Origin of the sequence: Streptomyces sp. NPDC058000, assembly GCF_042886435.1 — a bacterium.
Lineage (GTDB): Bacteria > Actinomycetota > Actinomycetes > Streptomycetales > Streptomycetaceae > Streptomyces.
The window spans coordinates 1-26,678 of sequence record NZ_JBHVQS010000021.1; the positions used below are offsets into that span (position 1 = coordinate 1).

The following is a 26,678-nucleotide window of genomic DNA, read 5'->3' on the forward strand; positions in this document are numbered from 1 at the left end:
CTCGGACAGTGTGATCTCCACAGCGGAAGGACCCGGATGCGACATACCAACAGGGTACTTACTAACCCTCAGGATTTCTGGCGCATCACACTAGTCCAGCGCCGCGACCTGGTCCGCGGACAGGGCGTGATCGAAGACCTGGACGTTCTTGATGCCGCCGGTGAAGAAGTCGGCGGGCCGGCTGTCGAAGGTGGCGCGGCCGATCATGAGGGAGCCGGCGGTGGTGGCGGGGCGGGTGTCGCTGGCGGTGCCCTGCTGGGTGCCGTTGACGTAGAGGTGGAGCCGCTGGGCGGCGGCGTCGCAGACCCCGACCAGGTGGGTCCAGGTGCTCATGGCGGGTGGCTCCGCCGCGAGTGTGCGGACACCCGGCCGGGAGAACGCCCATCGATGGTCGTCGCCCGAGTACTGGAGGTAGAAGGCGCTGCTGTCGGCGGAGCTTTGGCTGACGACGGTGGCGAAGCCGCTCGCGCTGGTGAGGTAGACCCAGGCGGAGACCGTGAAGCTGTGCCCCGGGGCGGTGTTGAGCACCGGGCCGCGCGTGGTGATCTGGCTGCTGACGCCGTTGAAGAGGGCGGCGCCGCTGTTGCCCGTGCCCCAGCGGACATCGGACGCGGTGCCGTTGTGGGTGCCGGTCGAGTCCGCCGCGTAGGTGCCGGACCGCTCGTCGAGTCGCCATGCCCCGACCGGTTGCGGGCTGGTGGGCCGGGTCGGTGCGGAGCTCCGGGCGGCGTCGTGGCTGAGTGTGAGGGCCAGGGGGACACCCACCGCGGCGACGGCCACCGCGGCGGCCGCCGAGATCAGGAGCGTACGGCGGGTGGTGCCGCGCCGGACCGCCGTGGCGGCCGGACCCGGATGGGGCGCTGCCGGCCCCGGCGGGGGAGTGGCGGACGCCTCGTGGCGGGCGACGGCCGTCGGCCCCACCCCGGGGGTGCCCGGCACCGTCCGAGGGTCGGCCGGCATCGAAGCCCGGGAGTCGGCCGGCGCCGGAGTCGCCCCGGCGGCCGGCCGGTGCCCGAGGCCGGCCGTTTCGGTTCGCGCACCGGGGTCCACGGTGCCGCCGGGGGCGGCCCCGGCGTTCCGGGAGCCACCCCCGCCCGGGGAGAGCGCGGAACTGCCGGAGCCCGCGCCGCCGGTGCCAACGCCGGTGGCCCGGTCGAATGTGGGTCCGGACCGCTGACCGGCTGGTGTGGTGCGGTGCGGCGTCTCGCTGCTGCGGTCGGCCGCGGGCGGTACGTCATAGCCCCAGACCGGAGCGGCTGCCGCGGCACCCGCAGCGCACCGGGCCAGGAGCTCCCGCGGCATGGGGCGCCGGGCGGGGTCCTTGGCCAGACAGTCGGCGACCAGGGCGCGCAGCGCGGGGTCGGTGACCGTGTCGAGGTCGGGGGTGTCGTGGACGACCCGGTAGAGGAGGGAGGCCAGGTGGCCGTTGCCGAACGGGTTGCCGCCGGTGGCCGCGTACGTCAGGACCGTCCCCAGGGAGAAGATGTCGCTCGCCGGGCCGATCTCCTCGCCGTTCACCTGCTCCGGCGACATGAAGCCCGGGGAGCCGAGCGCGTACCCGGTCACGGTGAGGGAACTGCCCTCGACGACCCGGGCGATCCCGAAGTCGATGACCCGCGGGCCGTCTTCGGCGAGCAGCACGTTGGAGGGCTTGAGGTCGCGGTGGACGAGGTGCGCGCTGTGGATCGACACCAGGGCCTCGGCGAGCCCGGCGGCCAGGGCGAACACCTGCGGTGCGGGCATCGGTCCCCGGTCGGCGACCGCCTTCTCCAGCGACGGACCGGCGATGTAACTGGTGACCAGCCAGGGCGCGGCCGCGTCCGGGTCGGCGTCGATCACCGGAGCGGTGAACGCCCCGCTGACCGCGCGGGCGGCCTGTACTTCCCGGCGGAACCGGGAGCGGAAGTCCGGCTGGTCGACCAGCGCGGCGTGCACCACCTTGACCGCAACCTGCCGGCCGCCCGGCGAGCGCCCGAGGAAGACCCGCCCCATGCCGCCCACGCCCAGCCGCCCCAGCAACTGGTATCCGCCGATGGCACGTGGGTCGTCCGGATCCAGCGCTGCCACAAACCCTCCCGCGTCGTCGCCCCGGTCAGATTCGGCCGGGCGGCCTCCAGCATAGGGGGCGGCCGGCGGGCCGACCGGTGCGACCTCCGCCGCGGCAGTGTGCCTGACCGGTCGTCATGACCGGGCGGGGGAACGCCGACACGGCGGAGGCGCGGCCGGCCGTGGCCCCGCTGCGGGGTGGACCGGGGTGGCGGCTCAGTCGATCTGTTCGGGCGTCACCGTCAGCCAGTGCTTGTCGGCCGTGACCTTCTGCCCCAGTTCCTTCTGACGTGCGGCGTTGGAGCGCTTCATCTCGTCGAGCTCCTTCATGGAGCTCTCCTTGCGGTTCACCCAGACCCGGACGCCGCCGTTCTGCACGTCCGTGGAATGGAAGAGCATCGGGCCGTCGCTCTTGGGGGTGTCGCCCGCCGCGAGGATGGGCTTCTTCCACTCGTCGATATACGTGTTGATCGCCGCCGGCTTGCCCTCGTACCAGGTCAGCGGGGCCCACAGCGTCGGGGTCAACTCATGGTCGGCGAGCTTCTCGGGGTCGAAGCGGCCGGACGCGATCTCCTTGCGGGCACTGGTGACATCGCCCGTCTTGCGGTCCTTGAGGAGCATGGAGACGCCGATGACGTTCTCCGGCTTCACGTCGTACCCGTACTTGGGATCGCTCAGCACCATGCGCACCAGGTCCTCGGAGGCCGCACTCACCACGTACACCTCCACCCCGTGCCTGCGCAGTGCCTTGTAGAGCTCCTGCATGCCCCGGGAGAAGTGGGGCGCCTGCACCTCCGTCTTGGTCAGCTTCCCGTTCACGTAGTACTCGGCGGGGATCGGCTTGCGGTACGCCAGGAGCTCGTCCACGTACCCCTTGAGCTGCTTCAGGGTGAAGCCCGAGAAGATCTGCGCCGCCCAGGGGTAGCAGACCTGGTCGTTGACCTCGCACAGGCGGTTGTAGTAGCTGTAGAGGCTTTCCTTGTGCGTTGCCGTGTCCTTGAAGGGGATGACCTTCAAGGACGGTGCCATGGTCTGGCGGGTCAGGACGCCCTTCATCTCCAAGAAGGGGAGCAGGGCCTCTTCCAAGTCATTGCGGTACGTGGTGTTGTCCGCGTCGAAGACCGCGTACGCGCCCTTGTGGTCGTGGTCCGTGATGACCTTGCCGAGCTTCTCGGCCACCGGCGCGGGCCAGTGCTTCAGCTCCACCGAGGCGACCCGCGACGACGATCCGACGGCCTCGGCCTCGCTGCCGCCCGGCCACAGCGCACTGCTCGCGAAGACCGCGGCGGCCAGTGCTCCCACGGTGCCGAAGAGCGCAAGCCTGCTTTTTGCCCGTACTGCCATGGTTTCCGTTCCTTTGAGAGCTGCCCGCCGCCCCGTCCGGAGCGGCGGGCCATGCTACGAGGCCGGGCAGGGCTTGCCCATGATCGATGTCACCGCGAACGGGACGTGTGGGCTGGCCGAACAGGGGTAACCCTGCTCGCCGTTCAGCGCTGTCCGACCGGAGAGCGCAGGGCCGCCCCGACCCCATCTCCGGGGCGATGCACCTTAGGCGCGAGGGGTATCCGGCCGCGCCGCGCGGTGCTGGATCCATACGTTCGGTTCGACGTAGACGGCGTGGTCGTGTGCGGTGTCGCAGTGCACCGGGACGAGGGCGCCCGGGACTTCGATGTGTCCGTCGCGGTCGAAGGGCAGGCCGGTCCACTGCCGCCACTGTGCCAGGGAACCGCTGACCGTCATCGATGCCGGGGCGATCTTCTCGATGGTGCCGCCGGCCTTCACGTGCACGCGGAGCCACGGGTCGGCCGGCAGCCCGTCGTCGCGCTGCCGACGGACGTAGTCGGCCATGGGGACGCGCGGTTCACGGTGTTTGGCGGTGGGACGTACGGGGGCCAGCAGTACGTCGTGCCCCTGTTGGCCGGCGGTGTGCCGCAGCGCGGCCAGCAGGCGGGAGGAGAGCCCGCGCCCGAGGTATCCGGTGTCCACCGTGATCTCCAACGCGCTGGCGGTGCGGGGTGTGGGGGAATGACCCCGGTGGGGGCCTTGCCGGTGCTCGCCGTTGGACTCGTCGCACTCGTCGCGCCGATCGCGGTACGCCCACGTCAGGACCTGGTCCCACCCCCGGTCCGGCATCTCCTCGCGCCCGTCGGGCGCGGCATCGAACGGCACGCTCAGCCCGCGGGCCACGACGCGGTCGCCGTCGGTCGCCGCGACGCAGTACTGAGGGAAGTCCTCGGGGACCCGGCCCAAGAAGGCGGTCGCGACCGGATCGTGCGGTATGAAGGCCGGCCAGGTCTCGGTGATCTCGTAGATCCGCGGGATCAGTGACGGCCGTTCGGCGAGCGTGGTGATCCGGATGCTGTCGATGTCTGTCACGGCTGGGCACCCTGCCAGGGGGCGGACCGGCCGGGCCAGCGGTTTTGCCCCGCGGCCCGGCAGCGTCGCGTACGGCACGGCCGAAGGCGCCGCTGCGGTCGGAGATCGAAGGCGGGAACCGTGACAAGGGCAAGCCGGGCCGTCGGCGGGCACCCCCTGTGAAATTTCCAACTTGCGGCGTCCGTGCGCCAGTTCGGCGTCCCCAGGCCGTTCCCGCGCGCCGCTCCGTATTCACACCCCGACCCCGGATTCACAATTTCCCGCTGCCGGGCGACGGCCACGGCACGGGTGGGGGCGTCCCGTGCCATCGTTGCCTGGCGTTCCGGCCGGTTCGCATCCGGTTCGCATCATCCGATTCGTGTCATCCGGCTCGCACCCGGATCGCACGTGGCCCGCCCTTGGCCCATCTCTATAGCCCGGTACCGGGTCGGTGTCTGACCATCCGTCAGTTCACTTACTGTGAGGAGTACTTCGTGCACATACCCAGGCTTCGTATCAGACAGATGGGTGCCGTGGTGGGGGCCTGTGTGCTCGCGCTCGCGAGCCTTTCCGGCCCCGCCGAGGCCGCGCCCAACCCTCAGGTCCGCGTGGAAGTCCCCGGCCCCGCCGGCGGCCGGGCGGGATCCGGCTACCGGGACGTCCCCCGCAGCTTCCCGCACGCCCCGGGAGCCGTTGCGACGGCGCCCGCCCACGCGGCCGACGGTCAGGTCACCAAGGTGATCGACAACGGCGACACCAAGGACCGCCTCGACGTCGTCGTCATCGGTGACGGCTACACCGCCGATCAACTGGACCAGTTCCACACGGACGCCAAGGAGAAGTGGAACGACTTCCTCGGTGTGGAGCCCTACCGCACGTACCAGAAGCTCTTCAACGTCTGGACCGTCGACGCCGTCTCCGCGGAGAGCGGGGTCAGCGGCGACCCCGGCAAGGACGTCACCCGCAACACCGCCCTCGGCGCGCACTTCTGGTGCGATGGCCTGGAGCGGCTGCTCTGCATCGACCAGCAGAAAGTCGACGCCTACGTGGCCAAGGCTCCACAAGCCGATCTGGTGCTGGTGCTGGCCAACAGCAGCAAGTACGGCGGGGCCGGCTACAACGAGGCCAGTCCGACCCTCGGTTACGACGGCATCGCCACCGCCGCCGCCCACAACCAGGATTCCAGTCAGGTCGCCGTCCACGAGACCGGCCACTCCCTCGGCAAGCTCGCCGACGAGTACTTCTACCCCGGCGTCCCCGAATACGAGCAGTACACCGGACCCGAGAAGCCCGAGGCCAACTCGTCGGTGCTGACCGCGGACGGTATGGCCGGCGCCCGCGCCAAGTGGTACCGCTGGCTGGGCGAGACCTCGCCCGACGGCGGGACCGTCGGGGCGTACGAGGGCGGCAACTACTACGTCAAAGGGCTGTACCGCCCCACCGATGACTCCCTGATGCGCACCCTCGGCAAGCCCTTCAACCTGCCCGGTGCGGAGGCCATGATCGCCGGCTTCTACCGGCATGCCACCCCCGCCGCCCCGGCCGACCGCGCCCAGGCATGGCACACCACGGCCCGCCTCGCCCTGCCCCGGACGAACGACGCCGCCCACGGCGAGGTGACCGTCCGTTGGTTCCTCGACGGGCGCGAACTCCGCCGTTACCGCGACCGCGACCGGGTGCCGATGCGCGGGTTGGCGCTGGGACGAGGCGCCCACCGGCTGACCGCGAACGTCACGGACGGCACCACCGCGGTCCGCGACCCCGCCCTCCGCACCCGCCTGACCGGCTCCACCGGCTGGACCGTGCAACACGGTTCCGGCTCCGCAGCGGACCGCACCGCCCCGGTCGTGGCGAAGCCGGATGCCGTGCCGTCGCCGGCCGCGGGCGGCGCGATGGCCCCTACCGGGTGAGGCCGACAGGGCCGCGGCCGCCCCTCACCCGGGGACCCGGGATCGCCCCGGTCCAGGCACCGGACCGGGGCGATCGTGCCCGCCCCGCCGCGCGCTCCGCTCACCACGGGATGCGGCCCCTGACGTCGAAGTAGCCGCCGGTGGGACCGTCGGGGGCCACCTGCGCCATGCGGACGATGATCTCGGCGCCCTCCTCGACGGTCTGGGTGCCCGTGTGACCGTTGAGGTCGGTCGCGGTGTACCCGGGCTCCACCGCGTTGATCCGGAGGCGCGGGAACGCCTTCGCGTACTGCACGGTGATCATGTTGACGGCGGTCTTCGACGCCGGATAGGCGACCCCCGGGTGCATGGCGACGGCGGAGTTCGGGCAGGCGGTGCGCCGCTGGCGCGACCGCCTCTCACCCGAGACGGCCGGACTGCCCGCCGGCGGACAGCGTCGCGCGGCCGGGCTGCGCCGCGAGGAGTTGGCCCTGCTGGCGGGTATCTCCGTCGACTACGTCACTCGACTCGAACAGGGCCGGGCCTCCCATCCGTCCCCCCAGGTCGTCGAGGCCCTCGCCAGGGCCCTGCGGTTGTCAGCAACCGAACGTGCGCATCTGTTCCGGCTGGCCGGACTGGCGCCGCCGGGACCGGAGGCGGTACCCACCCACCTCACCCCGGGTGTCCAGCGGTTGTTGGACAGGCTGACCGGGACACCCGTCGCGGTCTATGACGCGGCCTGGACGCTGCTGGTGGCCAACCCGCCCTACGCGGCCCTGATGGGCGATCCTTCCGGATGGCGCGGACACCAACGCAACGGCGTGTGGCGACACTTCCTCGGCCCGGGCACCCGGGCGCGGCACACGCCGGAGTCCCTGCGCGCGTTCGAGACCGCACTCGTCGCCGACCTGCGCGCGGCGACCGCCCGGTATCCGACCGACCAGCGACTACAGCGGCTGATCGCGGAACTCCGCGCGCACAGCGACCCGTTCGCCGCACTGTGGGATTCCGGTGCGGTCGGCCGCCACGACGCCGCGCGCAAGACCATCGACCATCCGCACGTGGGTGCCGTGACGCTGGACTGCGACGTGCTCACGGTGGCGGGCAGCGATCTGCGCATCATGGTCTACACGGCCGAGCCCGGCACCGAGGACGCCGAACGCCTGGCCCTACTGACCGTTCTCGGCACCCAGTCCCTCGGCACCCAGTCCCTCGTCGGTTAGGCCCTGTCGGTGAGTGCGTTCCGGAGCGTCGGTCCGGTGGGCCCGGTCCTGCTCGCCCAGGCCGAGAGCCTGAGAGTCTGAACGCACGCCCAGTCAGGTGTTTCTGCTGCTCAGCGGCTGTCTGATCGTGGCCGCGGTGGCGGTGCTGATCGTCGGCTGGTCCTCCGGTCGCCGCTTCGGCGCCCGGAGCACCCCCGGAGCACCCCCGGAGCACCCCCGGCGTACCGTCAGTCGGCCGCCGGCATCACTGAACCGGGGAGAAGTCGGTCGGCGTGAGCATCCGGTTCTCCGCGCTCAGCAGCAGGCCCGCCCGCTTCATCTCGGCGAGGTACGCCTGCCACTCCGGGTCGGCGTAGAGCGCGGCCCTGCGTTGTTCCCGGTCTGCCTGGTCCTCGTAGGCCCACAGGTGAACGACCTGGTCGAGCCGGCCCTCGACCGGGACGTACCAGCCCACGCACCGGCCGAGGTGCCGTTCCTGGAGCGGGTATCCCTTCTCCCGGTAGAGCGCCACCCAGTCCGCGACGCGGGTGGGCTGGATGGTGTACACGCGATGGTCGACGATCATGACGTTCCCCTGTCGTCGCGCTCGGTCTTCGTCGAAGCCTCCGGGCTCCCTGCCGCCCACCATACATCGATGTTCGTCGATAATCGATGGAGTGCGTACACTGGCGCCATGCGCGCACTCGACCATCCGCAGCTCTCCTCGGTGTCGCTCTCCGACGCCCTCGCCGCGCTGGCCGATCCGACCCGCCGCGCCATCGTGAGCGTGCTGACCGACAGTCGGGAACACCTGGCCGGCGACTTCGACCTCGGTGTCGCACAGTCCACGCTCAGCCACCACATGAAGAAACTCCGGCAGGGCGGTATCACCCGCAGCCGACCGGAGGGCACCCGCTGCTGGGTCTCGCTGCGCCCCGAATTCGACGAGCGCTTCCCCGGTCTGCTGCACACCGTGCTCAGCCTCGACGCGGGCACCTGAGGTGTCAGAGTCAACCTGAGGCGTCCGGGACGCTTGAGGTCCCATCCGCCCCGCCGCCGAGTGGCCGCACGGGCGCGGAATGCCTGCGCGGGCAGGCGTGTTGACGGTTGTAGCGCTGTACCGCAACGGGTACCGCGACTGCGACGTCGCCGCCGAGCAAACGATCCGTCAGATATGTGCCCTGCCGGCGGCCGGCTTGACCACCACCCTGATCCGCCAGGTGCTGCCCTGCGGCCTCGCGGACGGCGCCACGGGGTGAGGCGGTCGTCCGGTCCACCGCCCTCGACGACGCCCTCTTCGACGAGCCGCAGGCAGGCCACGACATGCATGGCGTTGCGCCTCACCGCTACCCTCGGGGGCGGGTCAGTTACGGAAAAGGAGCGTGGATGCCGTCGGCGATCGTCAATCCTGCCGAGGTCTGGTTGCTGGCGCGGGAACACCCCGCACCGTTGATGAGGGCAACCCGCGCACTGAGCCAAGCACTGGAGCGGGCCTACGGTCCGCGGTTCGCCGTCTGGCATTCCGACGAAATCCTCTTCGGCGTCCGGGACGGCCGGTTGGTGTTGCAGACCCTCGGCGGCCAGGACGTGCCGCCGCCCAAAGTCGTCCTGGTGCGGCAGACACCCGGCTCCATGGTGCAGAACCGCGAACTGACACTGCTCCGACACCTGGAACGTCTGGGTGCGGTCCTCATCAACTCGGCAGCTTCCCACCACCTGTGCGGCAACAAGGTCTGGCAGCTACAGGAACTGGCCGTGGCCGGACTCCCGGTGCCCGACACGCTGTCGTACGCCACCGCGCCCCTCGCCGGTGTGGTGCGCAGTCCGCAGGTGGAGACGCCGTGCGTGGTGAAGTCGGTCAACGGACGCAACGGCGCGTCCGTGTTCCTCGTCCCCGACACCGGGCTGTTGCAGGCGGTGTCGGGCAGCCTCGCCCAAGAGGTGCCGCTGATCCTCCAGGAGTACGTCGCCGCCTCCCACGGCCGGGACCTGCGGGTGGTCGTCGTGGACGGCGAGCCGGTGGCCGCCCAGATCCGCACGTCCCGTGACGGGTCGCTGGCTTCCAACCTCGCCCGGGGAGCCTCCGCCGAACTGTGCCTGGGCCGCTTTCCGGACGGCGAAGCCCTGGCGGTCCGGGCCGCCGAGGCGCTCGGTCTGACCATCGCCGGAGTCGATCTGCTCTTCACCGCCGACGGTGGCCACACCCTCTGCGAAGTCAACGCGGTGCCCGGCTGGCGGCCCCGCATGACCGCGGTGATCCCCGCGATCACCGCGGCCATCGACAAGCGCCTGGCCGACACCAACAGCGGTACCGATACCGACAGCGGTACCGACACCAACAGCCGTACCGATACCGACAGCGGTGCAAATATCGACAACGGTGCCGACACCAACAGCGGTACCAATGCCAACAGCGGTGCCGACGCCAACATCGATGAGCAGCCCCTTGGTGGGGGGAGTCAGCTCACCGATGCCACAGATAGCGTCCGAGGGCCCGCCTGAGCGGTCGGGGCGTGAAGGGGAGCAGTGCGGTCGCGGCCTTGTAGGGCACCCCGGGCACACAGCGCCGGGTGCCGGCCGCGACGGCCTTGAGTCCGGCGGCGGCGACCTGGTCCGCCTCCAGCCAGAAGAACCCCGGCATCGAGGCGGGGGTGAGGCCGTTCGATGCGAAGTAGTCGGTCTTGGTCAGGCCCGGCAGCAGTACGGTGACGTGGATACCGGAGCCGCGGTTCTCGATGGCCAGGTCTTCCGAGAAATGGGTGAGGAACGCCTTGGTCGCGGCATAAGTGGCGAGCGAGGGAGACGGCAACTCGCCCGTCAGAGAAGACACGTTGAGGATCCCGCCGCGCCCCTCGGTGCGCATCCGTGACAGCACGGACCGGGAGAGCCGCACCACTGCCTGGTTGTTCAGCTGGAGCGTGGCCTCCTCGCCTTCCACCGGGAGGTTGGCGAAGACGCCGGACGCCCCGGAACCGGCGTTGTTGACCAGGAGCTCGATCGGCCGGGCCGGATCGGCGAGCCTGGCCTCCACCTGTGCCGTCTGGCCGGTGTCGGTGAGGTCGGCCGGCAGCGCTTCCACCTCGATGGTGTGGTGGTCGCGCAGTTCCTCGGCGAGGTCCCGCAATAGTCGTTCCCGGCGGGCGACGAGCACCAGGGAGACGCCCCGGGCCGCCAATTGCCGTGCCATGGCCGTTCCGATGCCGCTGGAGGCGCCGGTGATCAGCGCGGTTCGGTAGGGATAGGGTCGGTCGGCCACGGGTGATCTCCCCACGCACGAGACTCGGTCCTGACGCGGCGCTCGTCGTATGGGCCTGAGCACTGCACACACAGTGCGTCGGTCGAACGACGAACGTACCGCGCCGGACGTCGCGTGCGGCAGGGCGCGCGGCATCACGGACGCCCGCGGTTGTGCGCCGCCGGGCCGTCACTGGTCCTCCTGCGACAGGCGTCAGGCGACAGGAGTGAGGGATGCTGAGGCCCCCGACGGCAACGCCGCCCTAGGCTTGGCTCATGTACGCGACAGAGGTGTCCCGCTACATCAGCGCCCCGCCCGCCGCCGTCTACCGGGCACTGCTCGACGCCCGGGCCGTCGCCAACTGGCGGGTCCCGGACGGAATGACCTGCCGGGTCCACGAGTTCGACGTCCGCGTCGGCGGTGCCTTCCGGGTCTCGCTCACCTACGACGACGGACGGCCCGGCGCGGGGAAGTCGGCGGACCGCACCGACACGTACCACGGGCGCTTCGCGGAGCTGGTGCCCTTCGAGAAGGTCGTCGAGGTGCTCCGGTTCGAGACGGACGACGCGCGCTTCGCCGGCACGATGACGCTCACCACCACGCTCGTCCCCGCCGGTACGGGCACCACCGTCGTGATGGTCCACGAGGGGGTCCCGGACGCCGTCCCCGCGGCGACGAACGAGGCCGGCACGCGCATGGCGTTGACCAACCTCGCACGCTGGGTCGAAGCCGAAGCCGAAGCCGAAGCCGAAGCCGAAGCCGAAGCCGAAGCCGAAGCCGAAGCGGATCGGTGAGCTGGCTGCGTGGGTCCGGCCGGGGGCCGGACCGCGTGGGTCGGCGCGTTAATCGCCGCGCCAGATGTTGTCGAAGGCCGCCTGTTCGATGGCTCGGCGTTGCCGCAGGGCCTCCAGCTGCATCAGCGCGTCGTGGACCGCGGCGAGCACGGTGTCCACGCCGTCGTCGTCCACGCTCGGGGAGTGCGCGGGGCTCTCCCCGTCCGCCCCGCGGATCCCCACGGCCGTCCCCAGGAAGGCCAGGACGGGCTCGTCCGAGGCCCAGCGGTACGCCGCGGCGCGTCGGTCCGGGGAATCCGCCAGCACGATGTGACCGGCCCGGAAACGCACTCCGCGACGCGGTTGCCGACTGAGTAGCCCGTCCGCTTCCAGGGTCGCCAGATAGGTCGCGGACAGGCCGCGGCCCCGGCGCCACAGCCAGTCGCCGACCGACTCGTACGGCGTCTCGCGGACCAGCGACGCCGCGGCCTGGTCCAGCAGGGGGTCGGCCGTGGTGGGGCGGTAGCCCGGCACGATGCGATCGTCGTCCAGCGCGATGGCCTCGGCCGCGAGGAGGTCGATCACCTCGGCCCCGGCGAGCGCGAGCGACAGGTCACCTTGTTCGACGGGGCGGTCGGGCGCCACGTCCAGGGCGGTGATCATCAGGTCCCGTGATGTGGTCATGGCTCAGGTTCGCCTCGATCGGGAGGGTCGACGGGGGCGCTTTCCTCGGCACGCCCGGCGAGCTCGGAGCGCGCGGCGGCCCCCGCCCTCCAGCAGACCAGCTCCGGCCCGATCGTGCGCGCCGAGGACCGCTCTCGGCGCGCGGGGCGGATCCCTTAGGGCTGTACTGGGGGGAAGTAGCAGGACCAGGAGCGAGTGGGAACGTCGCTGAGGGTGGAGGCATCGTGGAACTGGCCTTCCTGAATGCGGTGTACGCGAGCGGGGGACCGTACGTCTGCGCCTATCTCGACACGTCACGGAACACCGTGGAGCCGGACCGGGCGATGGCGCGCCGTCGACGGCGGGTCTGCGAGACGCTCGCGGAGCAGGGCGCCGACGCCGCCACGGTGGAGGCCGTGGCCGCCGTCGCGGGGTGTGACCGGGACATCGCCGGCCGGCACGGACAGGCGATCGTCGCCAGCCACGGGCGGGTGGTCCTGACCGAGGAACTGCCCGAGCCTCCGGCGCGCGACGAGGCCACGTTCACCGCGCTGCCCGACCTGATGCCACTGGCGGTGCAGCACGCGCCGGACATCCGCTACGTCGCCGCCACCGTGCACAGCCGCCCGGGCCCGCCGGCGGCGCCCCCGGACGAACTGGAGGTGGCGTACCAGGCCGGGACGTGGCCGAGCAGCGTCGTCGCGCCGGGTGTCTGCCACCGGATGAGCGGGACCGCCGTGGGCTGGCTCGACGGGGCCGGGCAAGTCGCCGACAGCATCGCCGAACTGGCCCGCAGGACCGGCGCCGAGACGATCGTGCTCAGCGGGATCACCTGGGCCCGCAACGCGCTGGCCGACCACCTGTCCGTACGGTGGCGCAAGCGCATGGTCACCAGCGGTGGCGACGGATATCCGGCCCCGGAGGGCCGGGCGCTGATGGAGCACGACCTCTCCGCGGCGTTCCGGGGGCAGCTGCGGATGACCGACCGGGGCCGCCTCGACCTGTTCCGGGCCCGCCGGACCAGCCGGCACGGCGCCGTCGAGGGCCTGCCCGACGTCGTGGCCGCGCTGCGGCGTTCGCAGGTCGGCACCCTGCTGCTCAACGTTCCGCTGCGCTTCCCGGGGCAACTCCCCGTGAGCGCAGGGGCGACGCCGGTCGACCCGTCGGACATGGATCTGGAGCCGTACGGTGCGCTCGGCTTCCGCGGCGGGCCCGCTCGGGCCGCGGTGATCCGGGCGGCGGTGCGGACGGGCGCGGGGCTGGTCGTGGTGCCGCACGGGCACCTGGTGTTGGACGATGGGCTGGGCGCGCTGCTGCGGTACGCCGGCCCGGAGCGCACCGGGTACTTCGCCCGGCTGCTCCGCCGCTGAGCGGCCGACGCGGCTGAGCGGCCGACGTGACCGCGGCCTGACGTGACCCCGGGCGACGGGACCGGGGACCGGGGAGATCGGGGACCGATGCGACCGAGGGCCGACGCGATCAGGGGCGGGCTCCGGGGCGGTCGGTGCAGGATCTGCTCTCAGTGCAGGATCTTCTCCTTGGCGCGGGCGAACTCCTCGTCGGTGATGTCGCCCCGGGCGCGGATTTCGGAGAGCTTGGCCAGCTGTTCCACTTCGCTGGTGCCGGCCCCGGCGCCCGCGGTTTCCCGGATGTACCGCTCGACCTGCTCCTGCTGGGCCCGGGCGTGCTGCTGTTCGCGGCCGCCCATCTCCCGGCCCCGGGCGATGACGTAGACGAAGACGCCGAGGAAGGGCAGCACCAGGACGAAGACGAGCCAGCCGGTCTTGGCCCAGCCGCTCATCGTGTCGTCGCGGAAGATGTCCAGCACGACCCGGAAGAGCAGGATGACCCACATGATCCAGAGGAAGACCCACATCGCGGTCCAGAAGGCGCCGAGCACCGGGTAGTCGTAGGCCAGGTTCAGGTGACCGACCATTGCTCTCTCCTCTTCTCGGTACCGTTGCGCGGAGGGGCGCCGCCCTCCGTCCTCCAGCACACCGCCGGGTGCCTCAGGGGGCACCACCTGATACGGGTGATTCGCCATCCCGGCCGCCGCGGCCGGGACGGCGAGCCGCACCAGGACGGGGACGGGGACAGGGACGGGGATGAGGACGGGGACAATGACGTCCGAGTCGAGCACCGGCAGCCGGTTGCCGGCAGCCGGTTGTTGATCGCCGATGAGCGTGCGCAGTCGGGGGTCATTCCGGCAGTCGCCGCACCTCCTCGACGTGCAGGCCGAGGTCCTGGAACCTGAGCAGCAGTCCGTACAGGTGCGCCTCGTCGGTGACCGAGCCGACGAGCACCGTCTGCTCCGGGACGCGCACCGTGTCCAGTTCGGGGAACTCCCCGGCCAGGGAGGGCGAGACGCGGCCGGTGACCCGGAACTCGTAGCGCATGCCGGATCACCCTCCTCCGTGGTCCGTAGCCCTTTCATGCTGAGGTCCGTGGGGCGGGCGGACATCACCCGTGCGAGGTGACGCGGGCGTCCGGCGCGACCGGACCGGGGCTGGCCGGCAGCGGGTCCGGGCCTCACAGCAGATGGAGTTCCCGGCCGCGGTCGACCGCCTCGCGGCGGCGGGAGACGCCGAGCTTGCGGTAGATGGTCTTCAGGTGGGTCTTGACGGTGTTGGGGGAGAGGCACAGCTCCTCGGCGATCTCGTCCGCGGAGAGCAGTCGCGCGGCACCGGCGAGGACCTGCCGCTCGCGGCGGCTCAGCGGTTCGACGAGGTAGGGCGTGCCCGCGGCGGACCGGCCGTCGCCCCATCGCACGCCGAACCAGATGTGCCCGGTGGCCGGCCCGGTCCGGTCACCGGTGCCGTCCAGGAGTACGCGCAGCCAGGGCCCGGCCTCGGTGAACGGGGCGCGCAGCTGCTCGGGCCGTGCCGCGTCCAGTGCCCGGGCGAGCAGCTCGCGGGCCGTGGCCGGTACCCCGGTCAGGACCGCGGCATGCGCCCTGACCAGCAGGGATCCGATCAGGTCGGGCCGGGACAGTGCCGCACCGTCGAGGGGGGCGAGGTGCCGCAGGGCCCGGTCGGGGTGACCGGCGGCCAGGTGCGCGCGGGCCCGGGCGAGGGCGGCGGGGGCGGTGTCGTTGGTTCCGGCGGGTGCGGCGGGTGCGGCGGGTGCGGCGGGTGCGGCGGCGAGGGCCGCCACGGTGTCCCCGCGTGCCAGCGCGGCGGCGGACCGGGCCACGGCCAGCCGCTCCGCGGACCAGGCCGAGGGCGCCGGACCGCAGTCGTCCAGCGTGCTCCGGGCGGCCTCCCACCGGCCGCGGGCAAGGTGGAGGCGGGCCCGCAGCAGGGCGCACTCGACGTGCAGCGTCGGGTCGTGGCGGGTGTCGGGGCACTGCTCGGCGCGCGTGAGGTGCCGTTGCGCGTCCTGGTGGGCGCCGCGCCCGTGCGCCACGATGGCCAGCGCCAGGTGACCGGCGCCGGAGCGGCGGTGCGGTGTGAGGCCCGTACGGTCCGCGAGCGCCAGCGCCGCGGTGGCGTGGTCGGTCGCCGCCGTGAGCTCCCCGCGGAGGCTCTCGGTGACGGCGAGGAGGCCCAGTGCGGCGTGCCGCAACCGGCCGGTCGCGCGGTCGTCGTGCGGGCCGTCGTCGGGGCCCGTGGCCCGGGTGAAGTAGCGCCGTGCAGCGTCGAGTTCACCGGTGCGCAGCAGGACGTGGGCCAGTCCTGCGCACCGCAGCGCCGCCAGTTCCGGATGCCGCTCGACCAGCGGCCGGGGCACCCGCTCCATCAGCGCGCCGATCCGCCGGGCCGCCTGGTCCGCGCGCTGGCGCAGCCCGCGGTCGTCCTGCCCGGGCGCGAGCGGCGCGCAGACCAGGCTGAGCAGGGCGTGGACGAGTGCGGTCTCCGGGGTGCGGCCGCTGCCGCCTTCGCCCAGTTGGCGTGCGGCCGCGGTGAGCCGTTCGCGGCAGCCGGCGGCATCGTGCCGGTACAGGGCGCAGGCGCCCGCGACGAGGGCCGGGCCGGCGCCCGGCACGTCCGCGGGCATACGGGAGAGGAGCCGGTGCAGCCCCTCGCTCCCCGGGGCCGTGAGCAGCCGCCCGAGCAGCAGGGTCCGTACGGCCTCGTCGGCCGCGTAACGCCAGTCGCCGGCCGCGGCCGCGTGACTGACGGCCCGGTCGGCATCGCCGGCGGCGGCGAACCAGCGGGCGGCGCGGTGGTGGAGCCGCGGGGCCAGACCCGGGCGCCGGTGGTGCAGCTGTGCCTGGAGGACCTGGGCGAACAGGGGGTGGAGGCGGCACCACACAGTGCCCGGCAGCCGCGTCACGAAGACGTTGCGGCGGACGAGCCGGTCCAGCAGCTCGGCGGTGTCCGGACGACCGGTCAGGGCCCGGGCGAGGTCGGGGTGGACGTGGTCGAGGATGCTCAGGTGCAGCAACAGGTCGCGGAGGGCGGCGGGTTGGGCGTCGAGGACTTCGGTGAGGAGGTAGTCGGCGACGGCGTGCGGCGAGGCGGCGAACGTCCGGGCGACCGCATCCGGATCGCCGGACTGCCGCATCGCCAGGGCGCACAGCCGCAGCCCGGCGGCCCAGCCCTCCGTGCGGCGGGTGAGCAGGCCGACCGTGGCGGGCGTCGGGCTCAGCCGGTGCCGGTCCAGCAGCGCCGCGGTCTCGTACGGGGTGAAGGCCAGGTCGGCGGCGCGGATCTCGGCGAGCCGGTCCTCGGCCCGGTAGCGGTGGAGAGGCAGTAGGGGATCCACCCGGCTGGTCAGCACCAGGCGCAGCCCCGGCCCGGCGTGCGCCAGCAGAAATTCCAGGTCCGCCGCCACCTCCCGGGCGCGCACCCGGTCGAAGCCGTCGAGGACCAGCACCGGGGGCCGGGGCAGCCGTTCCAGCAGCGCCGCGAGGTGGATGAGGCGGGAGTGCTCGACGCGGCCGGTCACCGGGAGGCCGCCGGGCCCCCGATGGCCGGCGGTCTCCCGTGGCGTCGTCCGCAGCGTCCGCCGGAACCCCTCCAGCACGTACGCCCAGAAGTCAGCGTGAGCGCTTTCGCAGGAGTCGAGGGTGAGCCAGACGAGCGGGCCGGGGAGCGGGCCGGTGCGGGCCCAGGAGGCGGCGAGGGTGGTCTTGCCGGCCCCCGCGGGACCGGTGATCAGGGTGAGGGGACCGGTCGCGGCCGTCGCGAGCCGGTCGGTCAACCGCTGCCGGTGGACGTAGGCGTGCGGACGCTCCGGGGGCACGAACTTCGCGGTGAGGAGCGGTTCCCCGGCGTACGCCACCGGGGGCGCGGGGGCATCGGCGGGCGGTGACTCACCGGCGGTCGGCGGCCCGGACCGTGGCGGTCCGCCACGGTCCGTCGAGGTCCCGAAGGCATCCGCCGGAGGCATCACGCTCACTACCAGGACGGTCATCCCGCCGCACCGCGAGGCGGTCCGCGGTGCGGGGCTCGTACCGGACCGGCGTCCGTCGGGACGGCCGGCACCTCCCAGCGTGGCAAGGCCGGCCCGGCACTGCCACACGAGGTCTCCGGCCCTCCCGTACGGCGCCGGGCGGGCCCGCACCGCGTGCGATGCGGCGGTTCCGGACCGTGCGCGACGCCGCCGTGCCGGAGCGCGGTCGGGGTGCTCACCCGAGTGGCCCGGGTGAATCGGTGCGGTGCGTCGCCGGGTCGTACAACTGGCAGTCAGGCGTTTTCGGAAACTGCCGGTGAGCGGGTCGGTCCGGTGTGCCGGTCGGTCCGCTGAGCCGGTCGGTCCGCGCATGCCGTGCGGCCGTGCCGGGCGCAGCCAGTGACGAGCAGCGGGAGAACGTGATGCGAACGACCGACGGGGAAACGGCACCGGCCCGGGGGTTGCGGACACCGCGGGTCGCGGGGGTGGCCGGGATCGTCTCCGCGGTGCTGCTGGGCGCGGCCATCCTCCTCGTGCGCCTGGCGGTGCCCGAGCACCCCGAGGACGCCGTCGACTGGATCCGCAACACCTCCCAGCGGGAATTCCTGCACACCGCACTGGCTCTGCTGCCGTTCGCCGGGATCTTCTTCCTGTGGTTCATGGGCGCGGTCCGGGACTTCGTCGGCGCGGCCGAGGACCGGTTCTTCGCGACCTTGTTCCTCGGCAGCGGACTGCTCTTCGTGGCCATGCTGTTCGTCCTCGCGGCGACCACCGGCAGCCTGCTGGCCGTGACGGACGTGTCGACCTCGGCTTCGGCGGCGGAGCGGGCGCTCTGGCAGTACGGACGCCACCTCGTCCTGGAGCTGCTGACCAGCTACGCCACGCGGATGGCCGCCGTGTTCGTGGTGTCGACCACGACCATCGGGCACCGGCTCGGCATCTTTCCCCGCTGGCTGGTGTGGCTGGGCTATCTGGTCGCGCTGGTGCTGCTCTTCGCCGTCGGCGGCGCCGGCCACCTCGAACTCGTCTTCCCGCTGTGGATGCTGGCCGTCAGCTGCCACGTCTTCGTGGTCACCCTGCGCAGCGACCGGAACGGCGGCCCACCGGGGCCGGCCGCGGCAGCAGGGCCCTGAGCCCCGCTCGGGGCGAGCCGACACGGGGCGAACCGGCCCGGGTCCGCTGCCTTCGCGCGCCCTTCGGCGGGGGCGGACAGTGGAGGTACGCGCCCCACGGAAGCGGGATGATCATGGAACGGTACCCAGCCATCGCGGATCACGGCGTCGTCGGGGACCTACAGACCGCCGCGCTCATCTCGTCCGAGGGGGTCGTCGACTGGTTCGCGGCGCCCCGGTTCGACTCGCCCAGCGTCTTCGCCGCGCTGCTCGACCACGACCGCGGGGGCCACTTCCGCTTCGCGCCGGAAGACCGGGGCGGTACCTGCAAACAGCTCTACTACCCGGACACCGCGGTACTCGTGACCCGGTTCATGTCCCCCGACGGCGTCGGCGAGGTCTTCGACTGCATGCCGCCGGACCGCACCGGCACGCCGTCCGACCGGCACGTGCTGATCCGCGGCGCCCGAGCGGTCCGCGGTACGGTCCGCTTCGGCCTGGAGTGCCGACCGCGCTTCGACTACGCCCGGGCCGCCCACACCTGCGACCTGCGGGACGGCACCGCCACCTTCCGGGCGCCGGGCAGCACCGCACACCTCCAGAGCACCTTCCCGCTGCACCGCGACGGCGCCGACGTGCGGGGCACCGTCACCCTGCACTCCGGTCAACTGGCCGCGGCCGTCCTCACCGTCGACGCGTCACCGGACGCGCCGGCCCCGCCGCCCCTGACCCCGGACGCGGTGGCGGAGCGGTTCTGGGAGGTCGTGGAGTTCTGGCAGCGCTGGGTGCGCACCTCCCGGTACCGGGGCCGGTGGCCGGGCGTCGTGCACCGCTCGGCGATCACCCTCAAACTGCTCACCTACGCCCCCACCGGGGCACCGGTCGCCGCGGCCACCATGGGGCTGCCCGAGCAGGTGGGCGGCGAACGCAACTGGGACTACCGGTACACCTGGGTCCGGGACGGGTCGCTGTCCGTACGGGCCCTCCTCGACCTGGGATTCGCCGAGGAGGCGGCACAGTTCACCCGCTGGCTGGGGGACCGCCTGCAGCCCCCGGAGGACGACCGGAGCGAACCGCTCCAGATCATGTACCGGGTGGACGGGGACCCCGACCTCCCCGAGGAGGTCCTGTCCCACCTGGAGGGCTACCGCGGTTCGGCTCCGGTGCGCGTCGGCAACGCCGCCACCGACCAACTGCAACTGGACATCTACGGCGAGGCGCTCTACGCCCTGTCGGAGGGGCGCGAGATCGCCATGCGGGCCGGCTACCACGGCTGGAAGAACCTCGCCCGGACCCTGGACTGGCTCGCCGACTCCTGGGACCGCCCCGACGAAGGCATCTGGGAGACCCGCGGCGGACGCCAGGACTTCACCTTCAGCCGGATGATGTCGTGGGTGGCCTTCGACCGGGGACTGCGCCTGGCGGCCGCGTACAGCCGGCCCGCCAACACCCCCCAATGGACCGCCGCCCGCGACGCGATCCTCGAACAGGTCATGCAGCGCGGCTGGGACGCACAGCAGCAGGCACTCGTCCAGCACTACGGCGGTACGGTGCTCGACGCCTCACTGCTGCTGCTCCCGCGCGTGGGCTTCCTGGCACCCCGGACGGAGAGCTGGTTGTCCACGCTGGACGCGATCGAACGCACCCTGGTGTCGGACAGCCTCGTCTACCGCTACGACCCGCTCGCCTCCCCCGACGGCCTGCGCGGCTCCGAAGGCACCTTCAGCCTGTGCACCTTCCTCTACGTCGACGCCCTCGCCCGGGCCGGCAGGCTCCGCCAGGCGCGCTACGCCTTCGAGAAGATGCAGACCTACGCCAACCACGTCGGCCTGTTCGCGGAGGAAATCGGCCCCAGCGGCGAGCAGTTGGGCAACTTCCCGCAGGCGTTCACCCACCTGTCCCTCATCATGGCGGCCACCACCTTGGACGACGCCCTGGACCGGCAACGCGACGACACGTCCGGGTGGGACGGCCCGCACGGACGGCTCAGTCCCTGACCCCGGCGAGGGTGAGCGGCAGGTGCCGGGGACCGCGTAGGACCGCGTTCTGCCGGTACGGGGGCGGATCCTCGACCAGTCGCGGGTCGTCGAGCCGGCGGACGAGTTCGGTCAGCGCGAGCTGCGCCTCCAGCCGGGCGAGGGGAGCACCGAAGCAGTTGTGCAGACCGTGGCCGAAGCCCAGGTGCTGGTTGTCGGCGCGGTCGGGGACGAACCGGTCGGGATCGGTGAAGCGCTGCGGGTCCCGGCTGCCGGAGGCCACCATGAGGTAGAGCGACGCGCCCTTGGGGATGACGGTCCCGGCGACGTCGATGTCGGCCAGCGTCGTGCGCTGCGGCAGCATCTGCACGGGCGGCTCGAACCGCAGCAACTCCTCGACCAGCGGCACCACCAGATCGGGCTCGGCGCGCAGCCGCTGGAGCACGTCCGGGTTCCGCATCAGGGTGAGCATCCCGTTGGTGATGAGGTTGACCGTGGTCTCGTGGCCGGCGATCAGCAGCAGCACCGAGGTGGTGATCATCTCCACCGGCGACATCTGTCCGTCCGGGCCGTGGTCGGCGGCCATGGCGGACAACATGTCGTCCCGGGGAGCCCGCCGACGCTCCTCGATCAGCCCGGCGAGATAGGCCGCGAGGTCACCCCGGGCCTGCCGGACGGCCTGCGCCCTGGCCGCGCGCTCCTCGGCCGTACCGACCGGGTCCAGGCCGGCGGCGATGGTGTCGGCCCACTCGTGGAAGTGCGACTCGTCCTCGCGCGGGACGCCCAGGATCCGGCAGATCACGGTGACGGGGAACGGGTAGGACACGTCGTCGACGAGATCGATCGTGTCGCGTCCGCGCAGGCCGTCGATGAGCCCGGAGACGATCCCGGCCAGCTCGCCGTGCATGTCGAACACCCGGCGCGGGGTGTGCGGCGGGCCGAACGGGCGCATGGCCAGCCGGCGCAGCCGGTCGTGTTCCGGCGGATCGAGCCGGAGGAACGACGGTGGCAGGTTGGGATCCTGGTCCTGCCCGGTGGCCTCGGCCGCCTCGGGCGTCAGATTGCGGGAGTCGGAACTGATCCGAGGGTCATGGAGCAGACCCTTGATCTCCCAATAGGTGCTGACCAGATAGGGACCCGCCTCATCGCGTACCACCGGAGTCCTGCGGAGCTCGGCGTAGAGCGGGTACGGGTCGGGACGGTTGGCGTAGTCGAGGATCCGGTGCAGGAGTGCGACCGACGTCATGGGATTCCTTCCAAGGTGCTGCGGCCGGAGGCGACCTGTCGGCGTACCCGGGTCAGGCGCGTCGCGGGGTGAACGAGACGCGCCGGTCGGTCGGGGAATACCCGCTGAGGGTGACGGTGGGCCCGTGGCTGGGCTGCGAGGGGTCCGGGAAGCCGGCCGAGACCGGCTGGAGTCCCTCCGGGCGCCGGTCGACGGTGGCGAACTCGGGCGGGAACGGCGCGGCCTGCTCGATCTGCCGTTCGTAGAAGTCCAGCCACTTCGCCTGGTCGAAGGTGACCGCGGCGATGACCCGCCCCTGGTGGCCGTAGGCCGCGGTGAAGCGCTGCTCCGCGAGCGACCCCTGGGTGACGAGGATCTGGTCGGCCATCGGCGGCACGCCTACGGACTTGATGTTCACCCCGAACTGCGCGGACCAGAAGGACGGCATCCACAGATGCGGTCGCCGCTCGGCACTGGCACTGACCATGTTGTGGGCCGCGACCTCCGCCTGTGCGACCGCGTTGCCCCAGTGCTCCAGCGACAGGAACTGGTACCCGAAGAGCGGATGCGGTGAGCGGGCCACGTCACCGGCGACGAAGACGTCGTCCGTGACGATGCCCCGTACGTCGAAGGCGCGGCACCCGGCGTCGCAGGCGATACCGCGCGGGCCGGCGCCCAGCCCGGAGTCCGCGAGCCATTCGGTGTTGCGGGTGGCGCCCAGCGCGATGACCACGATCTCCGCCTCGACCGCGCTGCCGTCCGAGAAGTGCGCCTTGCGCACCCGGCCGGCGGAGTCCCCTTCCAGCCCGGTGACCTGGACCCCGCACCGCAGGTCGACGCCGTGCGCGCGCTGGAGTTCCGCGGCCACCTCGCCGACCACCCCGCCGAGCGCGCCCACCAGCGGGGCCGCCCCGCGTTCCGCCACGGTGACCGGTACGCCCCGCTCACGGCAGGCGGACGCGATCTCCGAGCCGGTGAAGCCGGCCCCGATCACCAGCACCCGGTGCGGACCGGCCGTCAGCCGGCGGTGCAGTTGCACGGCGTCGTCCTGGGTGCGCAGCACGAACACCCCGTCCAGGTCGGCCTCCAGCTCGTGCGGCCACGGACGGGCCCGGACCCCGGTCGTGATCAGCAGCCGGTCGTAGTCGAGCGCGTCGCCATCGGCGAGCCGCACCCGCTTGCCCGCCAGATCCAGTCCGGTGGCCGCCGCCCCGAGCCGCCACTGCGCGTCGATCGGGCGCCGCCTCGGCAACCGGGTGTGATCGGCCGGCACCTTGCCCAACAGGACCTGCTTGGACAGCGGCGGCCGGTCGTACGGCTCGTGGGGCTCGTCGCCGACCATGACGAGCGTGCCCGCGAAACCCTCCGCGCGCAGCGTCTCGGCGGCCCGTAGGCCGGCCAGCGACGCACCGACGATGACGATGCGCCCCTCGCGCCGGAACGCCTCCAGATACCCGTTAATCGACACGGGACGCACCCGCCTTCCCCTCGGCCCCGTCCAGGTCCGCGTAGTCGAGGGTGATGGCCTTCACGGGGCAGGCGTCCGCCGCCCTCCGTACGTGTTCCTGCTGCGCGTCATCGGCCTGCGGGTCGTACATCAGCGCCTCGTCTCCGTGCATGGTGAACACGTCCGGTGCGAGGAAGGCGCACTGGGCGTATCCCTGACACCGGTTGAGATCAACGACAAGCCTCATGAACTCTCCGCTCCTCCGCGACGTGATCGGGGGCCCGGTCGCCGTGCGCGCGGGTGCACCACCGGATCGTGGGCCGGCCCCGGTCCAGCATGGGTAGCTCTTCGGCGCGGCGCACGCCCACCCGGCCGTCGGGGTGAGTCGCGAGCCGTCGCGGCGGGCGCGCACGGGGCACGCAGGGCCGCCGGGGGGCTTTGGGGCACCGCGCACGCTCAACTCCCTTGAGAAGTAGGGGTGTTGAGTGGTCGCGGGAGGGCGGATCGGTGGGCGGCTACGGGGCGGCGGACTCGTGGGAGCCGTCGGGGCCGTTCGGGGGCAGGGGTTGCTCCGCCCAGATGACCTTGCCCTGCGGGGTGTAGCGGGTGCCCCAGCGCTCGGTGAGCTGGGCCACCAGGAACAGACCGCGCCCGCCCTCGTCCGTCGTCGCCGCGTACCGCAGGTGGGGCGAGGTGTTGCTGCCGTCGGCCACCTCGCAGACGAGGCTGCGGTCCCGCAGCAGCCGGGCCTTCACCGGCGGTGAGCCGTAGCGGATCGCATTGGTGATCAGTTCGCTGATCACCAGCTCCGTCGCGAAGGCGAGCTCGTCTAGACCCCACTCGGCGAGCTTGTCGGAGAGGCTGGAGCGCATCCTCGCGACGGCCGCGGGGTCGAACGGCACGTCCCACGCGGCGACGCGGTCCGGGCCGAGTACGCGGGTGCGGGCGATCAGCAGCGCCACGTCGTCCCGCGGACGGTCCGGGAGCAGGCGGTCGAGCACCGCCCGGCAGTTCTCCTCCGGGGACCGGCCCGGATGGGACAGCGCCCCGCGCAGCAGCTCCATGCCCACGTCGAAGTCCCGGGTGCGTTCCTCGACCAGCCCGTCGGTGTACAGGACGATCTGGGTGCCCTCGGGCAGGCGCAGCTCCGTGGTCTCGAAGGGCACGCCGCCCAGCCCCAGGGGCGGACAGGCCGGCAGGTCCGGGAACTCGACGGTGCCGTCGGGGTGGACCAGTGCCGGCGGCGGATGGCCGGCCCGGGCCATGTCGCAGCGCCGGGAGACCGGATCGTAGATCGCGTACAGGCAGGTGGCGCCGGTGATGCCGGTGTCGCTGCCGGCCTCCGCCTCCTCCTGGTCGATCTGGTCGACGAGGTCGTTCAGGTGGCCCAGCAGCTCGTCCGGCGTGAGGTCGAGGGTGGAGAACGTGTGCACCGCGGTGCGCAGCCGCCCCATGGTCGCCGCGGCGTGCAGTCCGTGGCCGACGACGTCCCCGACGACCAGCGCGACCCGGCTGCCGGATAGCGGGATGACGTCGAACCAGTCGCCGCTCACCCCCGACTGGGCGGGCAGGTAGCGGTGGGCCACCTCCATGGCGCTCTGCTCGGGCAGGGTGCGCGGCAGCAGACTGCGTTGCAGGGTCACTGCCAGCGCGTGTTCCCGCGTGTACCGCCGGGCGTTGTCGATGCTCAGCGCGGCACGCGCCACCAGCTCCTCGGCCAGCGACCGGTCCTCGTCGTCGAAGGGCTCCGACTCCTGCCCGCGCCAGAAGTTGGCCACGCCCAGGATGTTGCCGCGGGCCTTGAGCGGCGTGGTGATCAGCGAGTGGATGCCGCACGCCAGGACGTTCCGGGCCCGTTCCGGGTCCTGCAACTGCCACGCGGGGGTCGTCGACAGGTCCGGGACGACCTGGGAGTGGCCGTTGGCCATCCCGCGGGCCTGGGGCGTGTCGTCCACGAACGTGATCGACGTGCCGGCGGGGAGGAAGGGGTGGTCGGCGCGGATGCCGTGTGCGGCGGTGCGGCGCATCTGCTGGGTGCCGCTCCCGGCCGGTTCGTCGCCGTGCAGGACGGGGGCCGCGAGATCGACGGTGACGAAGTCCGCGAACCGCGGGACCGCGACCTCCGCGAGCTCCTCGGCGGTCCGGGCGACGTCGAGGGTGGTGCCGACGCTCACCCCGGCCTCGTAGAGCAGCCGCAGGCGCTCGTGGGCGACCTCGGCGCGGCCGGAGAGCAGCCGCAGTTCCGTGGAGTCGCGGATGGTGGTGACCGTCCCCATGCCGGCGGCGTGCCGGTCGGTGGGCCGCTGGTTCACCGCGAGGAGCCGGCCACCCGCCTGGTGGATCTCGTCGGTGGCGGCCCGGCCCGACGCCAGGAGACCGGCCAGCCCGGGGGCGAGGCCAGGCAGCTGCGACACCTCCTGTCCCTCGGCGTCCTCGGGCAGTGTGAGCAGCCGTCTGGCCTCGTCGTTGGCCAGCAGCACGCGGCCTGTGGCGCTGACGATGACCACGCCCTCCCGCACGGCGTGCAGCACCGCCTCGTGGTGTTCGTACATGCGGCTCATCTCGACGGTCCCCAGCCCGCGGGTCTGGCGCCGCAGTCTGGTGGTGATCACCGCCGTTGCGGCCGTGGCGAGCGCCAGAGCCGCGCCGCTGATGACGAAGATCGCCGGGAGGTGCCCGGCGATCGCCCGGCTCACGCTCGCCACCTTCATGCCCGCGGAGACCAGGCCCACGACCGAGCCCCGCGGATCGGTGATCGGCACGATGGCCTGCACCTCGTGGCCGAGCGGCCCGTGCACGCTCTCGACGCGGACCCGGCCGGCCAGCGACGGGCCGATGTTGCCGACGAACCGGTGGCCGATCTCCTGGGGCTTCGGGTGGGTGTAGCGGATGCCGTGGGTGTTCATCACCACGATGAAGTCGACGCCGGCCCGTTTGCGGGCCGTCTCGGTGAGGGGCTGCAAGATCTTCGACGGATCCGGGGCCTTCAGCGCGGTCTGGACGCCGGGGGAGTGGGCGAACGTCTCCGCGACGGCCACCGAGCGGTTGCGGGCCTCCTCCTCGGCGTCGTGCCGCGAGGTCAGCAGCAGCGCCGCCAGCGCGCCCAGGACGAGCAGCAGGCCGACGGTGAGTTGCAGCAGGAAGACCTGCCCCGCGAGACTCTGCGGGCGTCGTTCGGTCAGTGACCGTACTGTTGCGCGCCGGTATCGGCCGGACCCTGCGGCCATGCTGCTATTTCTAACACTCCCCGGGCGGGACCGCTGCCCTGCCACCCATCATGTCCGCCGTCGGCGCCGCTCGGCGGCCCCGCCCCGTGCCGGTCCGGAACGGCCCGTCACCCACCGTGACCGCACCGGGGCCGGTGGACCACTGCCGACGTCGGCACGGGCCCGCCCGGGGGACGACCGTGTGCCGGCGC

22 protein-coding genes and 1 pseudogene are annotated in these 26,678 nt (G+C 72.5%); 9 read left to right on the forward strand and 14 right to left on the reverse strand.

Annotation, left to right across the window (positions count from 1 at the left end):
- Positions 1-90: 90 nt before the first annotated feature.
- The 3 genes from ACFVT2_RS21145 to ACFVT2_RS21155 all read right to left on the reverse strand — a co-directional run bounded on the left by ACFVT2_RS21145 (position 91) and on the right by ACFVT2_RS21155 (position 4,422).
- Positions 91-2,067 carry a LamG-like jellyroll fold domain-containing protein gene (locus ACFVT2_RS21145; protein WP_390019971.1) on the reverse strand — a complete coding sequence of 659 codons (1,977 nt, stop codon included), beginning with the start codon at positions 2,065-2,067 and terminating at the stop codon, positions 91-93.
- Positions 2,068-2,262: 195 nt separating this feature from the next.
- Positions 2,263-3,390 (reverse strand): haloacid dehalogenase-like hydrolase, encoded by a 1,128-nt coding sequence (locus tag ACFVT2_RS21150; RefSeq protein WP_390019973.1) that lies wholly within the window; start codon positions 3,388-3,390, stop codon positions 2,263-2,265.
- Positions 3,391-3,594: 204 nt separating this feature from the next.
- Complete coding sequence (locus ACFVT2_RS21155) at positions 3,595-4,422, reverse strand: N-acetyltransferase (RefSeq protein WP_390019976.1); 828 nt, start codon at positions 4,420-4,422, stop codon at positions 3,595-3,597.
- A gap of 503 nt (positions 4,423-4,925) precedes the next feature.
- Between ACFVT2_RS21155 and ACFVT2_RS21160 the strand changes: the two genes are divergently transcribed.
- Positions 4,926-6,311: a M64 family metallopeptidase gene (locus tag ACFVT2_RS21160; protein WP_390020207.1), complete on the forward strand. Its 1,386-nt coding sequence runs from the start codon at positions 4,926-4,928 to the stop codon at positions 6,309-6,311.
- Between the two features lie 100 nt (positions 6,312-6,411).
- On the opposite strand, the pseudogene ACFVT2_RS21165 reads toward ACFVT2_RS21160, so the two are convergent.
- A pseudogene (locus ACFVT2_RS21165) lies at positions 6,412-6,657 on the reverse strand (SDR family NAD(P)-dependent oxidoreductase); the annotation flags it as partial.
- Between the two features lies 1 nt (position 6,658).
- Between ACFVT2_RS21165 and ACFVT2_RS21170 the strand changes: the two are divergent.
- Positions 6,659-7,513 carry a helix-turn-helix transcriptional regulator gene (locus tag ACFVT2_RS21170; protein ID WP_390019978.1) on the forward strand — a complete coding sequence of 285 codons (855 nt, stop codon included), beginning with the start codon at positions 6,659-6,661 and terminating at the stop codon, positions 7,511-7,513.
- A gap of 244 nt (positions 7,514-7,757) precedes the next feature.
- Here ACFVT2_RS21170 and ACFVT2_RS21175 read toward each other — a convergent pair whose 3' ends face one another.
- Positions 7,758-8,078, reverse strand: a complete 321-nt coding sequence (locus tag ACFVT2_RS21175; protein ID WP_390019980.1) for an NIPSNAP family protein — start codon at positions 8,076-8,078, stop codon at positions 7,758-7,760.
- A gap of 108 nt (positions 8,079-8,186) precedes the next feature.
- Here ACFVT2_RS21175 and ACFVT2_RS21180 point away from each other — a divergent pair, with 108 nt between their 5' ends.
- The 3 genes from ACFVT2_RS21180 to ACFVT2_RS21190 all read left to right on the forward strand — a co-directional run bounded on the left by ACFVT2_RS21180 (position 8,187) and on the right by ACFVT2_RS21190 (position 9,994).
- On the forward strand, positions 8,187-8,492 hold the full coding sequence (locus ACFVT2_RS21180) for an ArsR/SmtB family transcription factor (protein ID WP_390019982.1): 306 nt from the start codon (positions 8,187-8,189) through the stop codon (positions 8,490-8,492).
- A gap of 97 nt (positions 8,493-8,589) precedes the next feature.
- Positions 8,590-8,751 (forward strand): hypothetical protein, encoded by a 162-nt coding sequence (locus ACFVT2_RS21185; RefSeq protein ID WP_390019984.1) that lies wholly within the window; start codon positions 8,590-8,592, stop codon positions 8,749-8,751.
- A gap of 127 nt (positions 8,752-8,878) precedes the next feature.
- Positions 8,879-9,994, forward strand: a complete 1,116-nt coding sequence (locus ACFVT2_RS21190) for a RimK family alpha-L-glutamate ligase (RefSeq protein WP_390019987.1) — start codon at positions 8,879-8,881, stop codon at positions 9,992-9,994.
- Here the strand turns inward: ACFVT2_RS21190 and ACFVT2_RS21195 are convergent.
- Positions 9,957-10,748 (reverse strand): SDR family NAD(P)-dependent oxidoreductase, encoded by a 792-nt coding sequence (locus ACFVT2_RS21195; RefSeq protein WP_390019989.1) that lies wholly within the window; start codon positions 10,746-10,748, stop codon positions 9,957-9,959. The genes ACFVT2_RS21190 and ACFVT2_RS21195 overlap by 38 nt on opposite strands.
- A gap of 254 nt (positions 10,749-11,002) precedes the next feature.
- Here ACFVT2_RS21195 and ACFVT2_RS21200 point away from each other — a divergent pair, with 254 nt between their 5' ends.
- Positions 11,003-11,521, forward strand: a complete 519-nt coding sequence (locus ACFVT2_RS21200; RefSeq protein ID WP_390019992.1) for an SRPBCC domain-containing protein — start codon at positions 11,003-11,005, stop codon at positions 11,519-11,521.
- Between the two features lie 48 nt (positions 11,522-11,569).
- Here ACFVT2_RS21200 and ACFVT2_RS21205 read toward each other — a convergent pair whose 3' ends face one another.
- Positions 11,570-12,184: a GPP34 family phosphoprotein gene (locus ACFVT2_RS21205; RefSeq protein ID WP_390019995.1), complete on the reverse strand. Its 615-nt coding sequence runs from the start codon at positions 12,182-12,184 to the stop codon at positions 11,570-11,572.
- A 224-nt stretch (positions 12,185-12,408) separates the two neighbouring features.
- Between ACFVT2_RS21205 and ACFVT2_RS21210 the strand changes: the two genes are divergently transcribed.
- Positions 12,409-13,533, forward strand: coding sequence for a hypothetical protein (locus tag ACFVT2_RS21210; RefSeq protein WP_390019998.1), 1,125 nt, complete (start codon positions 12,409-12,411; stop codon positions 13,531-13,533).
- Between the two features lie 149 nt (positions 13,534-13,682).
- Here ACFVT2_RS21210 and ACFVT2_RS21215 read toward each other — a convergent pair whose 3' ends face one another.
- The 3 genes from ACFVT2_RS21215 to ACFVT2_RS21225 all read right to left on the reverse strand — a co-directional run bounded on the left by ACFVT2_RS21215 (position 13,683) and on the right by ACFVT2_RS21225 (position 17,521).
- On the reverse strand, positions 13,683-14,099 hold the full coding sequence (locus tag ACFVT2_RS21215; RefSeq protein ID WP_390020000.1) for an SHOCT domain-containing protein: 417 nt from the start codon (positions 14,097-14,099) through the stop codon (positions 13,683-13,685).
- A gap of 262 nt (positions 14,100-14,361) precedes the next feature.
- Positions 14,362-14,559: a hypothetical protein gene (locus tag ACFVT2_RS21220; RefSeq protein ID WP_390020003.1), complete on the reverse strand. Its 198-nt coding sequence runs from the start codon at positions 14,557-14,559 to the stop codon at positions 14,362-14,364.
- A gap of 133 nt (positions 14,560-14,692) precedes the next feature.
- A complete protein-coding gene (locus ACFVT2_RS21225; protein ID WP_390020006.1) occupies positions 14,693-17,521 on the reverse strand; it encodes a LuxR C-terminal-related transcriptional regulator in 2,829 nt (942 codons plus the stop codon).
- A 401-nt stretch (positions 17,522-17,922) separates the two neighbouring features.
- Between ACFVT2_RS21225 and ACFVT2_RS21230 the strand changes: the two genes are divergently transcribed.
- Together ACFVT2_RS21230 and ACFVT2_RS21235 are read left to right on the forward strand one after the other, a co-directional pair.
- The gene (locus tag ACFVT2_RS21230) at positions 17,923-18,633 is read left to right on the forward strand and encodes a hypothetical protein (protein WP_390020009.1); all 711 of its coding nucleotides are present in this window, start codon (positions 17,923-17,925) and stop codon (positions 18,631-18,633) included.
- 113 nt (positions 18,634-18,746) lie between these two features.
- A complete protein-coding gene (locus ACFVT2_RS21235) occupies positions 18,747-20,609 on the forward strand; it encodes a glycoside hydrolase family 15 protein (protein ID WP_390020011.1) in 1,863 nt (620 codons plus the stop codon).
- Here ACFVT2_RS21235 and ACFVT2_RS21240 read toward each other — a convergent pair.
- The 4 genes from ACFVT2_RS21240 to ACFVT2_RS21255 form a co-directional block, all read right to left on the reverse strand.
- Positions 20,599-21,834: a cytochrome P450 gene (locus ACFVT2_RS21240; RefSeq protein ID WP_390020013.1), complete on the reverse strand. Its 1,236-nt coding sequence runs from the start codon at positions 21,832-21,834 to the stop codon at positions 20,599-20,601. The genes ACFVT2_RS21235 and ACFVT2_RS21240 overlap by 11 nt on opposite strands.
- 52 nt (positions 21,835-21,886) lie before the next feature.
- Positions 21,887-23,281 carry an NAD(P)/FAD-dependent oxidoreductase gene (locus tag ACFVT2_RS21245; protein WP_390020016.1) on the reverse strand — a complete coding sequence of 465 codons (1,395 nt, stop codon included), beginning with the start codon at positions 23,279-23,281 and terminating at the stop codon, positions 21,887-21,889.
- Positions 23,271-23,507, reverse strand: coding sequence for a ferredoxin (locus ACFVT2_RS21250; RefSeq protein WP_390020018.1), 237 nt, complete (start codon positions 23,505-23,507; stop codon positions 23,271-23,273). The genes ACFVT2_RS21245 and ACFVT2_RS21250 overlap by 11 nt, the downstream gene beginning before the upstream one ends.
- A gap of 268 nt (positions 23,508-23,775) precedes the next feature.
- Positions 23,776-26,487 (reverse strand): SpoIIE family protein phosphatase, encoded by a 2,712-nt coding sequence (locus ACFVT2_RS21255; protein WP_390020020.1) that lies wholly within the window; start codon positions 26,485-26,487, stop codon positions 23,776-23,778.
- Positions 26,488-26,678: the final 191 nt, after the last annotated feature.